At 57.0% G+C, this 20734-nt stretch carries 18 protein-coding genes and 3 tRNA genes; 9 read left to right on the forward strand and 12 right to left on the reverse strand.

What is annotated here, in order from left to right; genetic code table 11:
* Nucleotides 1-2 precede the first annotated feature (2 nt).
* On the reverse strand, nucleotides 3-1535 hold the full coding sequence (locus HMPREF1494_RS10410) for a DUF3375 family protein (RefSeq protein ID WP_034522797.1): 1533 nt from the start codon (nucleotides 1533-1535) through the stop codon (nucleotides 3-5).
* 560 nt (nucleotides 1536-2095) lie between these two features.
* Between HMPREF1494_RS10410 and HMPREF1494_RS10420 the strand changes: the two genes are divergently transcribed.
* Nucleotides 2096-2464, forward strand: coding sequence for a cupin domain-containing protein (locus tag HMPREF1494_RS10420; protein WP_033489781.1), 369 nt, complete (start codon nucleotides 2096-2098; stop codon nucleotides 2462-2464).
* A 53-nt stretch (nucleotides 2465-2517) separates the two neighbouring features.
* Here HMPREF1494_RS10420 and HMPREF1494_RS10425 read toward each other — a convergent pair.
* Nucleotides 2518-2593 (reverse strand) — tRNA-Gly (locus tag HMPREF1494_RS10425).
* A gap of 126 nt (nucleotides 2594-2719) precedes the next feature.
* Entirely contained in the window at nucleotides 2720-3727 is a 1008-nt protein-coding gene (locus tag HMPREF1494_RS10430) for a VanZ family protein (RefSeq protein ID WP_034522802.1), read from the reverse strand.
* 695 nt (nucleotides 3728-4422) lie between these two features.
* On the opposite strand from HMPREF1494_RS10430, the gene HMPREF1494_RS10440 reads away from it, so the two are divergent.
* From HMPREF1494_RS10440 to HMPREF1494_RS10450, 3 genes are all read left to right on the forward strand, one after another.
* Nucleotides 4423-5085 (forward strand): YczE/YyaS/YitT family protein, encoded by a 663-nt coding sequence (locus HMPREF1494_RS10440; RefSeq protein WP_034522807.1) that lies wholly within the window; start codon nucleotides 4423-4425, stop codon nucleotides 5083-5085.
* 108 nt (nucleotides 5086-5193) lie between these two features.
* Nucleotides 5194-5940 carry a DNA alkylation repair protein gene (locus HMPREF1494_RS10445; RefSeq protein ID WP_231495414.1) on the forward strand — a complete coding sequence of 249 codons (747 nt, stop codon included), beginning with the start codon at nucleotides 5194-5196 and terminating at the stop codon, nucleotides 5938-5940.
* 206 nt (nucleotides 5941-6146) lie between these two features.
* Nucleotides 6147-7772, forward strand: coding sequence for a malolactic enzyme (locus tag HMPREF1494_RS10450; RefSeq protein WP_034522814.1), 1626 nt, complete (start codon nucleotides 6147-6149; stop codon nucleotides 7770-7772).
* A gap of 104 nt (nucleotides 7773-7876) precedes the next feature.
* Here the strand turns inward: HMPREF1494_RS10450 and HMPREF1494_RS10455 are convergent, their stop codons facing one another.
* From HMPREF1494_RS10455 to HMPREF1494_RS10465, 3 genes are all read right to left on the reverse strand, one after another.
* Complete coding sequence (locus tag HMPREF1494_RS10455; protein WP_051404765.1) at nucleotides 7877-9370, reverse strand: ATP-binding cassette domain-containing protein; 1494 nt, start codon at nucleotides 9368-9370, stop codon at nucleotides 7877-7879.
* A 326-nt stretch (nucleotides 9371-9696) separates the two neighbouring features.
* Nucleotides 9697-9855, reverse strand: a complete 159-nt coding sequence (locus HMPREF1494_RS10460; RefSeq protein ID WP_316253028.1) for a GNAT family N-acetyltransferase — start codon at nucleotides 9853-9855, stop codon at nucleotides 9697-9699.
* A 153-nt stretch (nucleotides 9856-10008) separates the two neighbouring features.
* Nucleotides 10009-10614, reverse strand: a complete 606-nt coding sequence (locus HMPREF1494_RS10465) for an isochorismatase family protein (protein ID WP_034522816.1) — start codon at nucleotides 10612-10614, stop codon at nucleotides 10009-10011.
* 255 nt (nucleotides 10615-10869) lie between these two features.
* On the opposite strand from HMPREF1494_RS10465, the gene HMPREF1494_RS10470 reads away from it, so the two are divergent.
* Nucleotides 10870-11586, forward strand: coding sequence for an AAA family ATPase (locus tag HMPREF1494_RS10470; protein WP_034522818.1), 717 nt, complete (start codon nucleotides 10870-10872; stop codon nucleotides 11584-11586).
* Nucleotides 11587-11668: 82 nt separating this feature from the next.
* Nucleotides 11669-13270: an ABC-F family ATP-binding cassette domain-containing protein gene (locus HMPREF1494_RS10475; RefSeq protein WP_034522821.1), complete on the forward strand. Its 1602-nt coding sequence runs from the start codon at nucleotides 11669-11671 to the stop codon at nucleotides 13268-13270.
* Between the two features lie 31 nt (nucleotides 13271-13301).
* Here HMPREF1494_RS10475 and HMPREF1494_RS10480 read toward each other — a convergent pair whose 3' ends face one another.
* Both HMPREF1494_RS10480 and HMPREF1494_RS10485 read right to left on the reverse strand, forming a co-directional pair.
* Nucleotides 13302-14327: a cation diffusion facilitator family transporter gene (locus HMPREF1494_RS10480; RefSeq protein ID WP_034522825.1), complete on the reverse strand. Its 1026-nt coding sequence runs from the start codon at nucleotides 14325-14327 to the stop codon at nucleotides 13302-13304.
* 85 nt (nucleotides 14328-14412) lie between these two features.
* Nucleotides 14413-15126: a GDSL-type esterase/lipase family protein gene (locus tag HMPREF1494_RS10485; protein ID WP_034522828.1), complete on the reverse strand. Its 714-nt coding sequence runs from the start codon at nucleotides 15124-15126 to the stop codon at nucleotides 14413-14415.
* 216 nt (nucleotides 15127-15342) lie between these two features.
* On the opposite strand from HMPREF1494_RS10485, the gene HMPREF1494_RS10490 reads away from it, so the two are divergent.
* Nucleotides 15343-16464, forward strand: a complete 1122-nt coding sequence (locus tag HMPREF1494_RS10490) for a 5-methyltetrahydropteroyltriglutamate--homocysteine S-methyltransferase (RefSeq protein WP_034522830.1) — start codon at nucleotides 15343-15345, stop codon at nucleotides 16462-16464.
* A gap of 74 nt (nucleotides 16465-16538) precedes the next feature.
* On the opposite strand, the gene HMPREF1494_RS10495 is transcribed toward HMPREF1494_RS10490, so the two are convergent.
* The 4 genes from HMPREF1494_RS10495 to bsh all read right to left on the reverse strand — a co-directional run bounded on the left by HMPREF1494_RS10495 (nucleotide 16539) and on the right by bsh (nucleotide 20119).
* Nucleotides 16539-17297, reverse strand: a complete 759-nt coding sequence (locus HMPREF1494_RS10495) for a carboxymuconolactone decarboxylase family protein (protein ID WP_034522832.1) — start codon at nucleotides 17295-17297, stop codon at nucleotides 16539-16541.
* Nucleotides 17298-17366: 69 nt separating this feature from the next.
* Nucleotides 17367-18413: a zinc-dependent alcohol dehydrogenase family protein gene (locus HMPREF1494_RS10500; RefSeq protein ID WP_003840217.1), complete on the reverse strand. Its 1047-nt coding sequence runs from the start codon at nucleotides 18411-18413 to the stop codon at nucleotides 17367-17369.
* Nucleotides 18414-18458: 45 nt separating this feature from the next.
* A complete protein-coding gene (locus HMPREF1494_RS10505; RefSeq protein WP_003843611.1) occupies nucleotides 18459-18929 on the reverse strand; it encodes a MerR family transcriptional regulator in 471 nt (156 codons plus the stop codon).
* 239 nt (nucleotides 18930-19168) lie between these two features.
* Nucleotides 19169-20119, reverse strand: coding sequence for a choloylglycine hydrolase (gene bsh / locus HMPREF1494_RS10510; RefSeq protein ID WP_034522834.1), 951 nt, complete (start codon nucleotides 20117-20119; stop codon nucleotides 19169-19171).
* 264 nt (nucleotides 20120-20383) lie between these two features.
* Here bsh and HMPREF1494_RS10515 point away from each other — a divergent pair.
* Together HMPREF1494_RS10515 and HMPREF1494_RS10520 are read left to right on the forward strand one after the other, a co-directional pair.
* A tRNA-Asn gene (locus HMPREF1494_RS10515) sits at nucleotides 20384-20456 on the forward strand.
* 34 nt (nucleotides 20457-20490) lie between these two features.
* Nucleotides 20491-20563: transfer RNA gene (locus HMPREF1494_RS10520), tRNA-Asn, on the forward strand.
* Nucleotides 20564-20734 lie beyond the last annotated feature (171 nt).

Below are 20734 nucleotides of genomic sequence, written 5' to 3' on the forward strand. Positions count from 1 at the left end.
GTTCAGCCTTCCCTGATGATGTCATCAAGCGTCTGTGCGGTAGCGAGTATCGGTCTGGTTCGCCATGTTCTGGGGGTGCCGTCGAGCGATACGCAGTTCCAGGTGGCGCATGCCATGTCGTTTTCGGTGCGTAACGCGCTGAGGAAGCCGATGATTTCGCTTTCTCGGCGTTCGCTGGCCGGCAGTCGGTTAAAGCTTGCCGCGAAGTCCACGCGCGTGCCGTCATGTGACATGACGGGGTTGCGATGAATCAGATCGACCATGTGGCGCAGACGTGGTCCGCACACTTCGATCATGGCCTTGAGGTCGGGCAGGCCGACGGTTGGAGCGCTGTCATTCAGTGCCGCGGTGGCGTTCCGTACCATGGCCTTGGCCGGCTTGGTAGGCAATACCGCAATCTGTGACAGACCCGTATCAGTGTGATATGGCCGGTCCGTGGCGTTCGGATTCGCCTTGGCTTCGGCGTTGGTTTTGGCAAACAGCCGGTTCAATGTGGCCAGCATGGTACGGTAGCGGGTGTCGGTCTGCTGGCGGACGAGTCGGCTGATTGCCTCATCGGAGGCGCGGGTCTGCCTGCGCACATCCTCGATGCCCGAATAAATGCGTTCGAGTTCGGCACGAACCTGACCGAGCAGCGCGCCCGGCTCACCGTCCAGATACGGGTTTTTGGCGATGTCACGTACGGCATCGTCGATTTCCTGACGTCCTTCGTCGGTGACGATCACCTGGAAGGCGTCCTCGAAGCGTCTGCCGCTGTCGGATTCACGGAACGATTTACGGTATTCGTCATGATAGGCGGTAAGGATGTCTTCCACACTCATGGTACCCGACTGCATGCGCCGGCGCAGCGCGTCGCCGTTGTCACGTTCGGCGAGCGCCAGTTCGCGCAGATCGATCGGCACGCCCCGAAGCGTGTTGTGGATGACGTTGATGATGTCGCCGACCTGCTCGGAAGTCAGTCTTTCGATGGTTTCGTTGCGTTCAAGCTCGTCGATCTCTTTTTGACGTTCCTCGATGTCCTTCCTGAGCAGTTTGATGCGTTCACGTGGGTCGGCGGTCAGCTGCATGCGTGCGTGTTCGATTTCCATGATGATGCTGTTGGCTTGCGCGCCGGATAACGCCTGCGTGGTGTCTTCCAGTCGATGCAACGCTTCAATCGCACGATGTGCGCGAGCCGTCAGACGGTACAGGTAACGGTGCGAGGCGACATCCAGTGAATTGGCGAGCCAGGCGTAGTCATCATCGCCTTCACGGGACAGTTCGAGCAGGATCGCATGCGCGGCCTGTCTTACCGTCTGGTCGTCTTTCACCGTATAATCGCCGGTTTCGGCCAGCCGCGACAGGCTGCGTGAGATACGCTCCTCCAATACATCGCGTGGCAGTTCGCCGGTGAGCGGATCGAACGAGGAACGCAGCAATGCGACGTACAACATCGAATTGCCGCGTAGCAGGAGTCGTAGCACGCCGGTCTCGTACACGGGCCGTAGCCGCTCCATTTCTCGTCTCACGTCAGCCAATGGCGATTCGCCTTCCATATTTCAGTGCCGGATAGTCCGAGTCTCCATTGTAGGCGAGAGTTTGCTCGGGCCGCGGAGTGTCGGAAGGCGGTCGGATACGGGCCTGCGCATGTCATGTGGGGCCGTCCCCGGGTAAGAGGCAAGGGGAAGGCATAGTGCAATGGCCGCAGAAAGAATCGTGAAGAACGATCGGCATGGGATGCGTCCCGCATCATGGGATGAAGGTGTGGGACGTCTCATGCAAGGTTGGGGCCATTCACCCGATGTTCATACTCATGAGTTGTGCGGCATACTGCTCGACGAGTTCGCTGTCACGTTCCGTCCACACATGGCTTGCGGAATCATCCGGCACGAAATCAATGTTCTCATTCATTTCCACAACCTCCATGGCTTGCGATTCAGCATCGTTGTCGAATGCATAACCTTCATCAGTGTCCGATGCCGCATCGTCTTTTTCAAGAGGGTATTCACATCGTGGTCGGCCCATGGCAAAGGCATTTCCTCCAAACGTATGAATTCATGTTCAAACACGCATGCCTGCCGCTACTATGGGCGTATCCGATCTCAAAGGAGCGAATATGAGCGTTGAACAGGCATCCGGACATGAGCCGGTCGAACTGGGATTCATCGAAAGTCTCGAAAACATGATCAGCGTGCAGGAGGGGTCCACCGTTTCCCGCACTGTGATGCAACGGGAAGGCGGCAACGTGGTGCTGTTCTCCTTTGACGCCGGAGAGGAACTCAGCGAGCATACCGCCGCCATGCCTGTTTTCGTGCAGACGCTGAAGGGCCGTCTCACAGTGACCGGTAATGGCAGGACCGTGGATCTGGTTCCCGGCGGCCTGGCCTACTTCCCTACCCGAATTCCGCATGCGGTATATGCGGAGGAACCGTCCATCATGATGCTGACCATGATCACGCCGGCACGCAACAATATCGGTGCCTGACGGGGGATATCCCGGAATACAAGAAAAGCTCCCTGCAAGGGGAGCTTTTTATTTGGAGCGGACAACGGGACTCGAACCCGCGGTCTCAACCTTGGCAAGGTTGCGCTTTACCAACTAAGCTATGTCCGCATGCGTTCCCACCGTGGTGAGCAACGAGTTAGTAATATACCCGAGCTCCAACGGGGGCGCAAACTCCGGCGTGTCGCCGTATTGCGAGGCTTAAGTCTCCGATGCCTTTATTCGGAATGCCCCTATTTAGATAAGGTCATATGGCATGCATCGTTTGGCGATCCAGAAAATCGCCAAAGCCACGACCACCAACAGCTGCCAGGGACCAAGCACCGTCGCCCCGAACACCGCACAGTACAACACCGCCGCACGCACTGCATAGAAGGCGACGCGCCGCCAACCGCACCGCATGGTCGTCTCGACCGTCATACGGGTGAACCCCCCGCCAAGCGTACGTCCCTCACGGAACCACGGAATGATCACCTCGAAGACCACGTACATGACGACAGTGGCATACAAAGTATCGCTGACGCTCATCGCTTCTACGGAGCCAAATTCGAAAGTGCGCAGCAGCATATAGGTCAGCAGGCTCACGGACAATGCCGTAACCTCAATCAGCACAACATCAATCATCAAAGCCACAAAACGACGCAGAAAACCCGGATGGGTAGTGATGGCATTCGGTTCGATGCGCTCGTCCGGCACGATTCTGTTGAACAGTCCGGCCAAGGCGAAGCCGATGAGCGCACCGACGGTATTGGTGATCAGATCATCGACATCAAACAGACGGTAAGCGCAAGGATACAGGCCCCAATCGCCCGTCAACTGCGTGGTTTCGATGAGCAGCGAGCAGCAAAACGCGACCGGCGCCGCCAGAACAAGCCTCCATCGGAAGGTGCGTTTCATGAAGAAGCCAAGAGGTATGAAGAATACGACATTCAACATGATCTGCAGGATACCGACGATGCCGGCCGACCGGATGTCATGAATGAATTCGAACGGGTTCAGCTGTGGTTGCAAGTGATGCACGGCACAATAGGCCATGGGATCCTCCGGCATCGGATACGTGGTGAAGCATGCAAGCGCCAGCAGGTACAGCACAATCAGATATGCGGTCAACGCCGACGTGAACCGGATGCGGTTGTCCCGATGATACAGCAGTGCGAGCACCGGCAACGTCAACACGAACGACAGGAACGGCCACAACATGACCGCCAGCATGAACGGCCGGGTGAAGCTTTCGATGAACGCCATCTTGGATTACCTCTATCTTCTTTTTTCACGTTTCTCATGCGATTCGCATTTCCGGTATTTACGATAGGCGAACCAATCATCTTTTCGACATCGTTCGTCAGATTCAGTTTTCAGCTAATCGACCACGTCCCCTCTCGTTCCCAGGTATGAGTTCGACCATGCCTTTCGCCTCCATCGAACTCAGGTTTTCGATTCACCCAAAAATGCACGTTCAATTGACGAAGACGCCCAACATTCGAACCCTCTTCCCATGTGTGCATTAAAGCATGCATACCCCTGGAATGGCATCTGAGAGGGTCTGGAATATGGCTCCAGCAGTTGCCAGTCATTCCCGGACAGGTAATCGCGCCTATCCAAATCGGAAAGCCACTGATTCCCCCGGCCATGATAGGCTCCCTGATACTCGAAGGCGAAACGGGTTTGAATGGCATCCTGCGCTCGCATGACTGCCAGATAGTGAGTGAAGGGGTGTTTATCTATCCGCAGGGCAAAGGCACCCAAAGCCATCGGAATATTTCACGACTCCTCAACGTGGCGTGAACCCAATCGGCTGGATGAAATCAGCGGAAACACGTCATGGGCATCGGTGTCGAGACGGTTGCTTACGTTCGGTTTCGGCCGCACATCGGCCCGGCACGCACGCAGGGCAAGGTCTCGCCACCACATGCATCCGAAGGACTGAGAGAAAGGATCATATGAACCATCTGCCGCGTCGTTACCTGTATTTCGTTTTGGGAGTGGTAATCAACTCCTTCGCCATCGCCTTCATCACCAAAGGCAATATGGGAACCTCGCAGATCTCCAGTGTGCCATACGTGTTCAGCCTGAAGTACCCGTTGAGTTTCGGCACGGCCACGTTCATCTTCAATCTGCTGTTCATCATCATGCAGGTCGCCTTGCTAAGGCATAATTTCCGCCCTGTTCAACTGTTGCAGGTGGCGGTCAACCTGGTGTTCAGCCTCATGATTGACGTCAGTATGAACCTGCTGGGTTTCCTTAATCCGACCGCCCTGTGGGAGCGACTGCTATGTGTGGCGATCGGCTGCATTATCCTGGCGTTCGGCATCGTGGTCGAAGTTTCCCCCAATGTGCTCATGGTACCCGGCGAAGGTGTTGTCCATGCACTGTCCACCGTTACCAAAATGAAGCTAGGCACCACGAAAATCATCTTCGACGTAACGCTGATCGCCATCGCCACCGTCCTTTCCTTCGTGTTCTTCGGAGGTCTTTGCGGCGTAGGCGTGGGAACCATCGTTTCCGCATTATGCGTAGGACCCATCATCAACTGCATCAATCGTCGGTTTAGGTTCCCCGCCCGCATCCGTTCGCTCGCCCTGGTCACGGACCGCAACCGTTGAACCATCTTCGGCGCCCCGTACCGCCGCGGTTAATCAATGCCACGGAGAATAATTGGTCTTCAGCTCATATAAGGCATGCGACGGATAGGCAGAGACAAGGTGGCAATCGTGGGACATGAAGTGATAGCCGGCCATCTGCACGCATTGGCCGATACCTCCTACAAGGCCTTCAATGCCGCGTTGATCCCAAACGTGTCTCCGGAGAAGATGCTCGGCATCCGTGTTCCCCAGTTGCGTAGCTATGCCAAGGAGCTGCTGCGATCGGACATGGATGGCGGCACCCATGTCGTTGAGGATTTCCTCGAAGCACTCCCCCACACCCTGTTCGAGGAAAACATGCTTCACGCGATGCTACTTAACCTTACTGTGCATTCCGCCGATGAGGCATTCAGGATGCTTGACCGGTTCCTTCCCCATGTGGACAATTGGGCGGTTTGCGACGCACTTAACGTCAGGGCGTTCCACTCCTCAAAGGCTGATTCACATGCCGTTCTCCGCAAAATCAATGCTTGGACGGGCAGCGGCGACACGTACACGATCCGTTATGCGGTTGACCTTCTGATGAAGGACTTTCTTGACGATCCACGTTTCGATCCGGAACAGTTGGAGCTCGTCGCCGGTATCCGATCCGACGATTATTACGTCAACATGGTCCGTGCATGGTATGTGGCAACGGCTTTGGCCAAACAATGGGATGCGACCATAGTCATGCTCTTCCCGGACGCTCCGGGCGAACTGCGTCTGGATGACTGGACCCACAACAAAAGCATTCAAAAAGCTTGTGAGTCACGCCGCATCACCGCTGAACGGAAGTCGTATCTTCGAACCTTGAAGAGGAACTCCCACAGGGAATAGACGTATACGTCGCATCCGGCACGTTCGTAGGAACGACCCCGGCGGCTCGGCCATGACGGTTAGGCTGTCAGATTATTGCGCCAAACAACCCTGATATGGCACAGACAACCTTGATATAGTTCGATTCACAGTTCGCCGTTCCGCCAATCCCCCTGATTACGGAAGGATACCATCTGGCGGACGGCAGGTATTGTAGGAGGTTGTTAATGGCAACGGCTCAGAATATATTAAATGACCCATTCATGAACAAGGGCACCGCCTTTACGCTTGAAGAGCGCGAAAAAATGGGTCTTGTAGGCGTACTTCCACCTTACGTGCAGACGATTGAGGAGCAGGAGCAGCAAACGTATCTCCAATTTCAGTCGAAAGGGACGAATCTGGAGAAACGTTTGTTCCTTATGGAAATCTTCAATACGAACCGCACCTTGTTCTATTATCTGTTCGCCCATCACCTCGACGAGTTCAATCCCATCGTCTACGATCCCGAAATCGCCGAGACCATCAAGAACTACAGTCATCTGTACGTGCAATCGCAGTACGCGGCATACCTTGATGTGGAGCATCCCGAGAATATCGAGGCGACGTTGAGGAATGCGGCGGGCGATCGGCATATTCGATTGATCGTGGTCACCGATGCGGAAGGCATCCTCGGCATCGGAGACTGGGGAACGAACGGCGTTGATATCTCCGTAGGCAAGCTGATGGTGTACACCGCTGCGGCGGGCATTGACCCTGCTTCAGTGCTGCCCATCGTCATCGACGCCGGCACCAACCGCCGGCAACTGCTCGACGACCCGCTGTATCTGGGAACACGGCACGAACGCATCAGGGGCGAACGGTACTACGCGTTCATCGACCGGTTCGTACGGACCGCCGAACGGCTCTTCCCGCGGCTGTACCTGCATTGGGAGGATTTCGGCCGAGAAAACGCCGCAACCATCCTGAACAAATACAAGAATGCCATCGCCACATTCAACGATGACATCCAAGGCACCGGCATCGTGACCCTGGCCGGCATTCTCGGTGCGCTGAACATCTCCGGAGGCAAGCTGACCGACCAGAAGTACCTGTGCTATGGCGCCGGTACGGCAGGTGCGGGCATCGCCGAACGAGTCATGGACGAAATGATGGGCGAAGGCCTGTCGCGTGAGGAAGCACTGAACCATTTCTATATGGTCGACCGGCAGGGCCTGCTGTTCGACGACATGGATGACCTCACACCGCAACAGAGGCCGTTTGCCAGGAAACGCTCCGACTTCAAGAACGCCGACCAACTGACCGATCTGGAAGAAATCGTCCGTACGATACGACCGACCATTCTGGTGGGCACGTCCACGCAGCCGGGCGCTTTCACCGAGAACATCGTCAGGTTGATGTGCGAGACCTGCGAGCGCCCGATCATCTTCCCGCTGAGCAATCCGACTGAACTTGCCGAGGCGACCGCGCAGAATCTGATTATCTGGTCGGAGGGCAAGGCGTTGGTGGCCACGGGCATTCCGGCCGGCAGTGTGACTTATGAGGGTGTTGAGCATGTTATCGGGCAGGCGAACAATGCGCTGATCTATCCGGGCCTTGGGTTGGGTATGTTGGCTTCCGAAGCGAGCTTGCTGACGGATGAGATGATTTCCGCCGCGGCGCATTCCTTGGGTGGCATGGTCGATGCGACCCAGCCGGGAGCTCCGGTATTGCCTCCGTTCAGGGATGTCAGGCGGGTTTCCACCAGAATCGCCGAGGCCGTTGCCTGTAAGGCTCAGGAACGGGGCCTGTCGCGCACCGACCAGACCGACATGGCGGCTGCGGTGCACGATATTCAGTGGGAGCCACGCTATTAAAGGCATGATTTGGTTTTGAGGCCTGGCATTGATGAAAGGCGGGCTTACGCGTCCTGATCGCGCGGAGCGCAAACCCGCCTTCGATGACATGGTCGTCGCCTGGCCTATCTGACTACTTGGTCGAGGAACCACTCGTCATGGCTGACCACCAGCAACGCTCCCGGATAGTCGGCAAGACATCTTGCCAGAGCCACCTTGGATTCCAAGTCAAGATGGTTCGTCGGCTCGTCCATGACAATCAGCTGAGGCCGGTCAAGAATGCCCAAACACAACATGAGTTTGCGTAGTTCGCCCGGAGATGGCGCTTCATTGGAAAGCAACTTATCCGGATCGGCGTTGAGCTGGGCGAAGGCGGCCAGCACCTGCGAGCGCTCCTTGCCCTGTAATGCGGCGAGTCGTCTCATGGTTTGAGAGAACACGGCTTCTCCCGTTTGTTGCCGGATGATCAGATGTGGCACGTCTTCCGGCATGCTGTCCAGCAATGCGTTAATCACGGTTGTTTTGCCGAGTCCGTTGGCACCGGTCAGTCCGATATGGTCTTGCGGTCCGATGCTGAGTTTTGGTATGGCGATGCCCGGCATCTGTGGTTTTTCACCACTCATCTCTGGACTATGCACGACCTTCCATTGATGCCCGTCGGCATGCAGTATGGATTGTGTTGGCGTTCTTGCGGTATCGTTCGAGCTGGTCATCCTGCCGCTGCCGAATATGATAATACCCTCCGTGAGATGCAGGAGCTCCTTTCTGTTGCTTGGCTGTATGTCGATCCAGATGTCGCCGTCGTAGCGTTTGGCCGCTACGGTTAGTGAATCTAGCGTGCGCTGTGCTCGTTCAAGACGCTTGTTCATTTGTCGGTATGCGGCACCCAAAGCGGTATCGGTCTGTTTTTCGATCCATTTGTGGTGATCGAGGGCACTGTGATCCTTGCGGTCGATTTTCCAACCGCTGCGTTTGCGAACATATGCGCTTTGCATGTCTTGATGTCGCTGTGCCTGTGCGGACCGCAGTCGTGTGACTTCCCGCCGTGCCGCACGGATTGACTCCTCGTCTCCACGCAGTCTGGACGTCATCTGCTCATGTGCTTGTGTATATCCGCCATCATATGTGCTGATGACGGTGATGTTACGCCCACTGATGTGCTGTCGTTCGAATATGACGCATCGTGCACATGTAGCGTCAACCAGTGCGACATCGTGGGAGATTACGATGCCTATGCCCTGGTATTGGCGCATGGCTTCGACTATGGCTTTCCGTATTTCACTATCAACGTGGTTGGTGGGTTCGTCAAGCACGAGCACATCGGGACGCGCTGTGATTGCGCAAGCGACCTGCAATCGTTTCGTTTCACCTCCGGAAAGTGTTTCATAACGGTAGGGCCAGTCATCGCCGATGCGTAACGCGTTGCGTACACGCATGGTTTCGGGTGACCAGTCCGTGGCGAAGTCGTCGAGGTTCCTAGGCCTCACTATGTTGTCTTGTGGGCAGGTGGCGATGGTGAGTCTATGCGGGTCCGGGCTGATGCTGCCGGTGTCAGCGGGCAACATTCCGATGGCAATGTTCAGTAGAGTCGTTTTGCCGAGGCCGTTGTCGCCGAGCACAGCGGTCCATCCTTGTTGGAAAGATGCGGACCAGTGGTTCGGGCGTGGACGGGTAGGTGTAAGAGATATCGGTAAGCGTGAGCATTGTTGTCCGGGCCATGTATGGGCTTCTTTCTCATACAGGCGCACTGCGGGTCTTCATTGTGAAAAAGCGAACGAATACGGAACCGTGAAATGTGCATACGAGCAAGCTACGCGGCAGTGCGCTTCAACGCGCACGGTTCTGCCGACGGTATCCGTCGCTCGTTAGATACGCAATGTTCCGTTTCTCTTTCCCGAAAACCCTCTTGGCATATGGGAGGATTTAAAACATTTGACGTATCCCATCATAGCATAAGTAGGGTGCCAGCTCCCCTATGTTGATACTCGGAAAGCACTGCCACATCTTTGATGAGATATGCCATGGCGTAATCACCGAGGAGTCTGGCCATACCGATGGGCTTGCCATCATCAAAAATCATGAATCCTTGCAATGAGTGATTCAATGCAACCCTAATCTATTCCAATCCAGGTGCATCCATTCCACAGAACGGTATATCGCCTCGAATTGCTCGGGTGTGGGCATTTTTCGTTCGATTTTCATTGGTCGTCCCTCCTAGTATTTGGAAGTCGGATTGATATCTGCTGATTGGGACCGATCAGTCGAGGATGATGTCGGCTTCGCTCATTTGCCGACGGGCTGCGATACCGAGTTCCTCACTGACCGGTTCGGTCAGGTTTTCAATGACATGCACTTCGAACCCCAGCTTTTTTGCGTCGAGAGCGGTCTCTTTGACGCAGTGTGATTCGGCTAGGCCGACCACATCGACCCGTGTGACGCCTGCGGTCTTCAATCCGTTGGCAAGTGTCTTGCTCGCGGCCATGGCGGTGGAGACTTCCTCGCGGGTGGGGATGCGGTCGGTGTTGTCCTCGAAGCCTTCGAAGCCGGAATATGATGGCGAATACTGGCCTTTCTTGAAATGATGCTCGATGTTCAATGCGGCGATGGCGGGATGCAGTTCGGCATTGGCGGTTCCGGCTTTGCCATGCACCGGCCAGGTATCCACGAAGTCAGGATGCTCGGACCAGTGGGTCCCCGGTTCGATATGCCAGTCCTGCGTGGTCGCGATATATGCGTACTCGCTCCGGTGTGCGTTCACATAATCCGCGATACGTTCGGCGACCGCATTGCCTCCCTGCACGCCAAGTTCGCCTCCTTCGCAGAACGTCGGCTGCACATCCACCACGATCAAAGCCCTTGCCATGACTCTTCCTTCCTGAACGGTTTCGTTTCCACTGTAGCGAATCGCTCACGCGAGTGGCTGATTCGTTTCATCCGCTGCGGCAACGCAATACAGCATCCTTCCCTGCGGACCGCCATATAATTTGAAATGGCGTATGCGTTATGCAGGAGAGCTATAGGGACATACGAAGCTGGTGGAGTCGTTGCGTGCATCGAGTCACGCCACCGGTCTGTAAGTTGGTTCTGTCGGATGTGGAAGTGTGGTTTCGTAGGGAGCATGGACGATCTGATTGTGTCGGGACTGCGCATCGATTGGAGTATGCTGGCCGATTCATACGCCAGTCGAATCCCCTCGTTGCGTTCGCTTGACGAACTTGGATTCCGTAAGAACGTCACCTTTCTGGTCGGCGAGAACGGTAGCGGCAAATCGACTCTGCTGGAGGCCATCGCCGTCGTCTGCGGCTTCAATGCGGAAGGAGGCACGCGCAACTACCGGTTCAGCACGTACGACGATACGTCAGACCTCGCCGAAGCGATGACGGTATACCGGCAACGTGCGATCGGCCCATCCAGCTTTTTCCTGCGTGCGGAAAGCTTCTTCACGTTGGCGACGCAGGCCCGTGAGTACGGTCGCGGCTACGACAACATGTCCCGTTTGCACGAGATGTCGCATGGCGAAGGTTTTCTGGAGATTCTCCTGTCCCGCACGGGAAGGGGCCTCTATCTTATGGATGAACCCGAATCCGCACTTTCGCCGCAACGACAGTTGACTCTGCTGGAGCACATGCACCGTATGGCGAACGGCGGATCGCAATTCATCATTGCCACCCATTCACCGATCCTGCTCGGCCTGCCGGATGCGGGAATCCTGTCATTCGACGAAACCGGCGTCCATCCCTGCGACTATGAGGATACGGACAGCTATCGAATCACCAAGACCTTCATCGATCGTCGCGAATCGTTGTTTCGTCATCTGTTTGGAAATGAACCGTGAGACGGCCGGAAACGGTTGCGGGTGTTCGCTATGATGTTCGATTGGCATTTGAAGAAACATGAAAGACTAGAGGTGTTACGGCATGGCGATTGAAGCGCAGGAGCTTGAGATTCAGATCGGCGCACGCACGCTGCTGCATCCCACTAACTTCCATGTCGCCAAAGGCGACAAGATCGGTCTGGTCGGCCGCAACGGCGCCGGCAAAACCACGTTGACCCGCGTGATCACCGGTGATATGCTGCCCACTGCCGGCAAGGTGCGCGTTTCCGGCAAGCTCGGCTATCTGCCGCAGGACACGCATGCCGCGGATCCGGAACAGACCGCACTCGACCGCATGATGAGCGCGCGCGACATCGCCACCATCATCAGGCGCATCCGCAAGGCCGAAAGGGACATGACCGATCCGGATCCGGACGTCATGACCAAGGCCATGAATCGTTATGACAAGGCCATGCAGGATTTTGAGAAGGCCGGCGGCTATGCGGCGCAGTCCGAGGCGACCGCGATGGCGGCGAGCCTTGGCCTGCCACAGGATGTGATGGGCCAACAGCTGGGCACGTTGTCCGGCGGTCAGCGCCGCCGCATCGAGTTGGCGCGTATCCTGTTCTCCGACGCGGATACGTTGATTCTCGACGAGCCGACCAACCATTTGGACGCCGATTCCATCGAATGGCTGCGTGGCTACCTGAAGAAATACGAGGGCGGGTTCCTGGTCATCTCCCACTCCACCGAGTTGCTTGACGAAGTGGTGAACAAGGTGTGGCATCTGGACGCGCAACTCGGCCAAATCGACATGTATTCCCTTGGCTGGAAGGCGTATCTGTACCAGCGCGTGGTCGATGAGGAGCGTCGCCGCCGCGAACGCGAAGTCGCCGAAAAGAAGGCCGAACGCCTGATGCAGCAGGGCATCCGCCTGCATGCGAAGGCCACCAAGGCCGTGGCAGCGCAGAACATGATGCGCCGCGCCGAAAAACTGCTGGAGAACACGTCCGAGGCGCAGAAGAAGGAGAAGGTGGCCGATATCCGGTTCCCGGAGCCGGCGGCCTGCGGCCGTACGCCGATCATGGCGCAGGATATCTCCAAGGCGTACGGTTCGAACATCGTATTCGCCGGCGTGAATCTGGCGATTGACAAGGGTTCACGCGTAGTGATTCTGGGGTACAACGGCGCCGGCAAGACCACCACCCTGCGTCTGCTGGCCCATTTGGAGGATCCGGACACCGGTTCCGTGGAATACGGTCATGGCTGCAAGATCGGCTATTTTGCGCAGGAACATGACACGCTGGATCTTGATGCCACTGTGTTGGAGAATCTGATTCATGTCGCGCCGGAGCTGAATGACACACAGGCTCGTTCCATTCTGGGTTCGTTCCTGTTTTCGGGTGATGATGTGTTGAAGCCGGCCCGCGTGCTGTCGGGCGGCGAAAAGACCCGATTGGCTTTGGCGACTTTGGTGACTTCGCGCGCGAACGTGCTGCTGCTTGACGAACCGACCAACAATCTCGATCCGGCATCCCGTGAAGAGATCCTCAAGGCCATCGCCAAGTATGAGGGCGCGATCGTGCTGGTCACGCACGATGAGGGTGCGGTACAGGCGCTTAACCCGGAACGCGTGCTATTGATGCCCGATGGCGACGAAGATTTGTGGAACGATTCGTATCTGGAACTGGTCGCTGAAGAGTAGCGGGCTTTTCTTCCACCGGCCAGCCGGCAGGTTACGCCTGCACGTGCCTGGCGCTGTAGATGTCGGGTTCCACGTAGATTTCGAAGTTGTACCACGGTAGGGCGTTACGTACTGCCTGCTCGATCTTATCGACGGTTTCGACGTCGTAGTCGCGATCGAGCTTGCTGGTCTGCACCTTGACGCACAGTAGGATGTCGTCTTCCGACATGTGCACGGTCTGCATGTTCAATAGCCGCTCCACACCCGGCGTGGTGGTGACCGCGTTGACGATTTTCATACGGGTATCCGGTTCCACCGCCTCGCCGATCAGCAACGAACCCGATTTGAACGCCAGCAGCAGCGAGCCTACGATCAGCACAAGGCCGACCATCAGACCGCCCAACGCATCGAACATCTCATTGTCAAGCAGAATCGAAAGTCCGATGCCGCCGCCTGCGAAGCCCAGGCCGATCAGGGCGAGCGTATCCTCCATAATCACCGAAGCAAGCTCAGCGGATTTGGTGTGGCGCCAGAACCGAAACATTCCCATACGCGGGGTGTCCGTGCGGTCCATGCGCTCATTGGCCTCCTTGACACTCTGGTGCAGGCCGTAGCCTTCGAGAACCGCACTGATTACCACCACGACGAACGCGACGAGCAATTCCATCCGGTTCACATCACGCAATGCCGGGTGCTCAACGATGGCGATGAGCTTCTTGACCGCTTCGGACGTCGAGAAGAATCCGCCGACGAAAAACAGCAACGTGGCCACGACGAACGATGCCAGATATTTGGCACGATACAAGCCAAACGGATGGTCGCCATCGGTTTGGCGCCGGGAGAACCGGCCACCGGCCATCAGCACGATTTCATTGGAACAGTCGGCGATGGAATGCACGGATTCGGACAGCATGGCGGACGATCCGGTGAAGAACGCCGCGCAGAGTTTCGCAATGGCAACGCCGATGTTCGCACCCAATGCCGCCTTGACGGCCGCACCCTGATGCTCGGTTTCCCGCACCTCCCCCGGCCTGCCCATGTCGATACCGTCATTTGCGGGGTCGTGCGACTCGCTCATTGCCTTTCCATTCCTTACGATGCGGTTGGTTGTCAGTCCCATTCAATCATGAGTACCGGTCACGCCGTCGCATTTCCTTCGAATATCAACCGAGACGGGCTTTCAGCCAGTCCCCTGCCATCGTTGCGGTGCATTCGGCCATGTAGGAGTAGCCGTAGTCGCTTGGATGGAAATTATCATGTGCGTAGAAACGCTCCTGATCGGCATGCACGTCTTCATGGGTCATGTCGAGGAAGAGCACCTGCTTCTGTTCGCAGATGGCTTTGCTGGCGGCGGTCTGTTCGTCGGTCATACGCTTGATGACCTGACGCAATGCCTTACCCAAAGAGGGACTGCGGTAAAGCTGTCCTGCACTGAACACGACGATATTGTCACTGAGCCTCTTCGCCTCATCGATGGCCGCGGCCAGATCGGTCCGCCATTCCTCCAGACTACGTCGTGCCATCAAATCGTTGGAGCCGGCGCACAGCACCAGAAGATCGGCCCTGCCTTCGACCTCCGGCAACGAACGATAGCGTACACGGCGAACGGTGGCGCCGAGTTTGCCATAAGATTCCCATGCGATGGAACGATTCAGCACGCGGGAGAAAACAGCTGCCAGATCCGGAGTGAATCCATGCGCCTGATCATCGACGCCGCAACCGGCGATCATCGAATCGCCTATGGCCACCATGCGCAATGGTGCCGCCCGCGTATCCCCTTCGATGATGATGGTGCCGAAACGATCTCCGCCCGGTTCCTGATCAAGATGGATGCTGTGTTGCGCCCACCAAGCCTCCGCCAATGCCAGAACGTTCATGATGGGCTCCCTCTCGTTTCGATGTCCTGTATCGTACCGTAGTCGCACACAGGAACAGCGATGACCAAAAAACAACAATCAATCAAGGATGACCGTCCTTATTACGGCCAACGGGAATCACCGTCATCTCATATGTTTGACGGCACGACCGTCTGCTTCGGGGGTGTTGGGTATTGTTCTGTAGGTATTTGATAGTGACACTCGAAGGAGCATCCAATGGCGTATTCCCATAACGCACCGTTCCATGCCGATGTGGTCGGTTCCTACTTGCGCCCGTCCGAACTCAAGGTCGCCCGTATGGACTTCGCCGCCGGCACAATCAGTGCAGCCGAACTCAAGGCCGTGGAAGACAGGCTCATCACCGAGCTGGTGGCCAAGCAGAAAGCCGCCGGCCTGCATGTAATCACCGACGGTGAATTCCGCCGTGGCTGGTGGCATTTCGACTTCATGTGGGGCTTCAACGGCGTGGATCATGCGGCGGCCGCGCACCGTGTCGCCTTCCATGACGAGGTGACCCCGGCCGATACCGCCACCGTGACCGGTAAGATCACCGGCGAAAACCATCCGTTCGTCGAGCATTTCAAGTTCGTCAAGCAGTTCGAGGACGAAAACACCGTGGCCCGTCAGACCATGCCCTCCCCCGCGCAGACCCGTTTCGTGCTCACCGGCAACGCCTCTGCCTATCCGTACGACGAGTTCTACGGGAACGATGACGAACTGACCGATGATATCGTCGCCGCCTACCGTCGGGTCATCGCCGACCTGTATGCCGCCGGCTGCCGCAATGTACAGTTCGACGACTGCACGTGGACCCGCCTATGCGATAGGAGCGTGCGTGAACGTCTTGGCTGGAGTGACGAAGATGCCCTGCGTCTGCAGCAGGAGAATCTCGACGTCATCAACGCCGTAATCGCCGACCAGCCGGATGACTTGGTCATCACCACCCATGTGTGCCGCGACAACTTCCACTCCACTTGGCTCTCTTCGGGCGGTTATGCCCCAGTCTCCGCCAAACTGTTCGGCGAGGAGCATGTGGACGCCTACTATCTTGAGTTCGACGATGACCGTTCCGGCGATTTCGCGCCGCTCGCCGAGGTTTCCGGCGACAAGAAGGTCGTGCTCGGTCTGATCACCTCAAAGAAGCCGGACCTCGAAGATCCGGAAACCATCAAAGCGCGCATCCGGGAAGCGTCCCAGTACGTTCCGCTGGACCGCTTGTGCCTGTCCACCCAGTGCGGTTTCGCCTCCACTGAGGAAGGCAACAAGCTTACCGAAGACCAGCAGTGGGCCAAGATCGCGCTCGTGCAGTCCGTGGCCAAGGACGTTTGGGGCGACTGATTCCGCTCATGACACAAAGGAGGGTCATCCGTCATTACACGGATGACCCTCCTTTCGATGCGCTCCCGTTCGACTCAGCCCTGCGCAGCATCGTTGATGCAACGAATCGCGTTCAACGTACGCGGGTAGCCGATGTATGGCATGCACTGGGAAACCGCGGCAATCAGGAACACCTTCTCGTTTCCGACGGCCATGTTCGCTCTGGCGTGCGAGGTCAGTTGCGGCTCGCAACCACCCTGTGCGGCAAGGAAACACAGCGTGATCATCTCGCGTTCGCGGGTGTTGAGGCCGTCTCGCGTATAGTAGTCGCCGAAACAATTGTCGGCCAGCCACTTGTTGATGTGCCGGGTCTCTTCCGGGCCGGATTGCGCGAAGCCGCGCATGCCTTCACCGAAAATCTCGATCTGTTTGGCCTCGCCCGCCTCGGCACGAGTTTCCGGCGTAGTGGTGCCTTGCGCTTTGAGCGGCAGATGCACATTGGCGGCGCCAAGGAAGTCGTTGAGCTTCTTCAGGAACGGTAAGGTCTTGCCGAATCCGCAGTATGCGGTGGCCTGATACACCATCTCCTTGATGGCCACGGACGTCAATCCGGCCTCATAGGCAACCGGTAGCATCATCTCGAATGCCTCAACGCCCTGGCATCCGACCAACACGGCAAGAATCGCCAAGGAGCGCGTTTTGTCATCCAGTTCGGGATGATTGGCTCCTGGTTCGTTCACCACCTCGTCGTAGGCAAAATCGGAGAACAGCTTGATGAATTCCGGATCCGTCTCGGACAGTGTCCGGTCATTATTCCAAAAGGAGTTCATCTTCCTGTGCAGTTCTTCAAACATATCTACCTTTCGTAGTGTTTTCATCCGTGTACACCATACCGTCCGAATGTCAACGGGAGCGACGAACGATCAGACTTCGCTGATACGCAGCAGCGACTTGACGGTACGCCGCTCGTCCATGGCGGCGTATGCCTCCTGGATGTCGTCGAGCGTGTATTCGCTGGTGTAGACGATGCCCGGGTTGATGGTGCCGTCAAGCACTTCCTTAAGCAATCGCTGCATGTCGTAGGTGCGCACCGGCGCAGGACCTCCGCGCAGGCCGACGTTGCGATAGAAGAGGCCTGGAATGTCGACTTCGACGTCATGCGGCAGACCGACACGGCCGACGACCGCGCCGGCGCGGGCCACCTTCATGGCGGTGTCGTTCGACAAGGCGGAACCCACGCATTCGAGCACGGCGTCCGCACCGTAACCGTCGGTCATTTCCAGTACCTTGGCCACGGCTTCGTCGCCGCGTTCCTCAACGAAATCAGTGGCGCCGAACTTGCGGGCGATTCCCTGACGATCGGCATGGCGGCTCATGGAGATGATGCGGGAGGCTCCCATCAACTTGGCGGAAAGTACCGCGCACAGGCCGACCGCACCATCGCCGAACACGACCGCGGTGTCGCCCGGCTTGACTTCGGCCGAGGCTGCCGCATGGTAACCGGTCGACATCACGTCGGATAGGGTCAGCAACGATGCGAGCATCTCGTCGGAGAGGTCCTCGGCATCTGCCGGCACGACCACGAGAGTGCCGTCGGCTTCCGGCACGCGCAGGTATTCGGCCTGGCATCCCATGCCATCGCCGCTGCCGAAGTAGCCGCCGTGCGGGCAGCTGGATTCAAAGCCGGCCTTGCATACCGGGCACTTGCCGCAACTGTACGGGAACGGCACGATTACGAAATCGCCCGGCTTGGCGATGGTGACATCGTCGCCGACGGATTCGACGACGCCGATGGCCTCATGACCGGTCTGCGTGTCGGCCTCACGTCCATCACGGTAGAACCACAGGTCGGATCCGCATACGCAGGCGCGAACTACGCGGATGATTGCGTCACCGTCGTCGATGATTGTCGGTTTCGGGCGTTCCTCGCATGCCATTTGCTTGATGCCCTTATAGATTGCTGCCTTCATATGAATGCTCCTTTGTTGTTGTGTGGTTGGTCCATATGTGTTCCGTCACGAACCGACTTTGGCGTGTTGTTGCCGTTTGACGGTATCGATGATGTCTTTGTTTTCTTCGAGCAACCGCTCGGCCTCATCTTCGTGGCCTTCGGCGATGGCCCGCCAGTAAAGCGTTTTGAACGCTACGTAGGATTGCTGCATACGCAACGCCTCTGCCTTGGCGGCGAGCCTGATGGACTGCGCGTCGAGCAGTTCCATCTGTTTGCGGGCGCCTTCCGCACCGTCGAAGCGGTTTCTCAGGTATTCTCGCATGGATTCCAACGGCATGCCAGTCGCCGCAAGGCAGGAGATGGTGACCAACGACTGAATGTCGTCATCGGAATAGGCGCGATGTCCGGAGCTCGGATCGCGTGCGATCGGGTCGATGATGCCGATCTGCTCATAGTAACGCAACGTCGATTCGGGAAGTCCCGAAAGCATGGATGCCTCGCGAATCGTATGCCATCTGGTTGTTGCAGTGCTCATATCTCGCACTGTACGAACTTAAAGCACTCGAAGTCCACTCGGTGTGTTGCCCGTCATTGGCCTTTTGCTTCCATCTCTGGATGGATAACGGGATTCTGCCGTATCCAAGCGGTGCATACATGAAAAGGGTCGGGTAAGAACATTGGGATTTCAACGATCTTACCCGGCCCTTCAAGCCATATCCGCAATATATGGGGCGTCTTGGCGCCTCTCATCCGAGAATCCGTAAAGTGGAAGAATTACTCGGCAGTGATCAGCTCCGAGGAGTCCATATCGAAGTCAGCCATGGCATAGGAGCGGATGGCCGGATCATCATAGGTGTTCATGTAGTAGGTCTTGGTCTTGGCGGAGTAGCCGCTGGTGAACAGCGTGCGTTCGAACTTGCCGTTAGCCATCTTGGCGCAGCCGTCGACCATCTGCACGGAACCGAGAGTATGGAACAGACGCGATACGTTGGACTGTTCGTCGGCCTGCTGTGGGTAGTGGGTGTTGGTGTAGGCCACGCGAACGAAGCGGGACGGGGAGCTCACATCGCCCGGGATGCCGTGCATGCTCACGCCAGCGCCCCATGCGGTCAGCTCGACCTTGCCCCAGGTGGTCGGTTCGGCCATCTCGTTGCCGGCGCACATGTAGTTGCGCAGGTTCTCCATATGGAAATCGAAGGTCGGCTGGTTGGTGAGCACATCCACGTTGTCGTGGTGGATGTGCATGCCGTCGGCCATCTGCTCGATGACGATGCTACGGGTGCCATCGCCGATGAACCAGTGCAGCAGGGATTCCTGCTGGCCGGGCACGATCTGGGAGACGAGGGTCACGTTCTTCAGGGCTTCCTCGACCTCATCCACGGTATTGAAGTTACGGGCCACCCACAACGGGAATTCGAAGGTGGCTACGTTGATGGTGCCGTCGATCGGCTCATGGGCGAAGGAGGCGTAGCCGGGGAAGTTAAGCCCCGCGATGGCCAGTCCGTTCTCGTTGGCGCAGTCGAAATACATCGGCTTGTCGGCCATGACCACGCCGACGCCAATCACCGCATTCGGTTCGGCCTTAGCCTCGGCTCCGAACACATAGTCATACTTGTAGGCACGCGGGGTGACCAGAATGGTCTCTCCGTAGGAGAAGCTCCAGTCGAGATTACGGCCGAAATACATGTTTCCTTCCGCATCGGAGAAACGGACGCCAGTGCACATAATGGACTCCTTCCATTTGCTTGTCATTTGCCTGTTGACGCGTTCATGGTACCCTCCGCTTTCTGAATGGACGCTATGTTTTGCCAGCGGATAAACCACCCTCCTACGATAGCTCGACGAGACCGATGACACTTTGCAACCCGATGCATTCACGGTCGGAAACACATCACGACACGTCGGACACGCGCATGATTTGCATAGATGATGAATGTGTGTATTATGTATGACTTGTGCACGGAAGCAATTCCGGAACATGACGCACATTCCTGCGTAGCTCAGTTGGCAGAGCATCCGACTGTTAATCGGACGGTCACTGGTTCAAGCCCAGTCGCAGGAGCGTAGTATGGGAAGCGATTCCCATGCGGGATTATTCCTGCGTAGCTCAGTTGGCAGAGCATCCGACTGTTAATCGGACGGTCACTGGTTCAAGCCCAGTCGCAGGAGCTCGTTGAAACCCTCGAAATCCGAGGGTTTTTCTGTTTCGCATAGGCCTTTGCGCCCACGCCGTCCGATTCCCCGGCCCGTTGTCCTGTTCAGTGAGATGCAGGGTGCCGTCCGTGGCGAACTTGTCCCGACGCGCAGTGCTTGGGGCGATGTCATCTTCCGATGCCGGCT

Source organism: Bifidobacterium sp. MSTE12 (assembly GCF_000513015.1).
In the GTDB taxonomy this organism is placed as follows: domain Bacteria; phylum Actinomycetota; class Actinomycetes; order Actinomycetales; family Bifidobacteriaceae; genus Bifidobacterium; species Bifidobacterium dentium.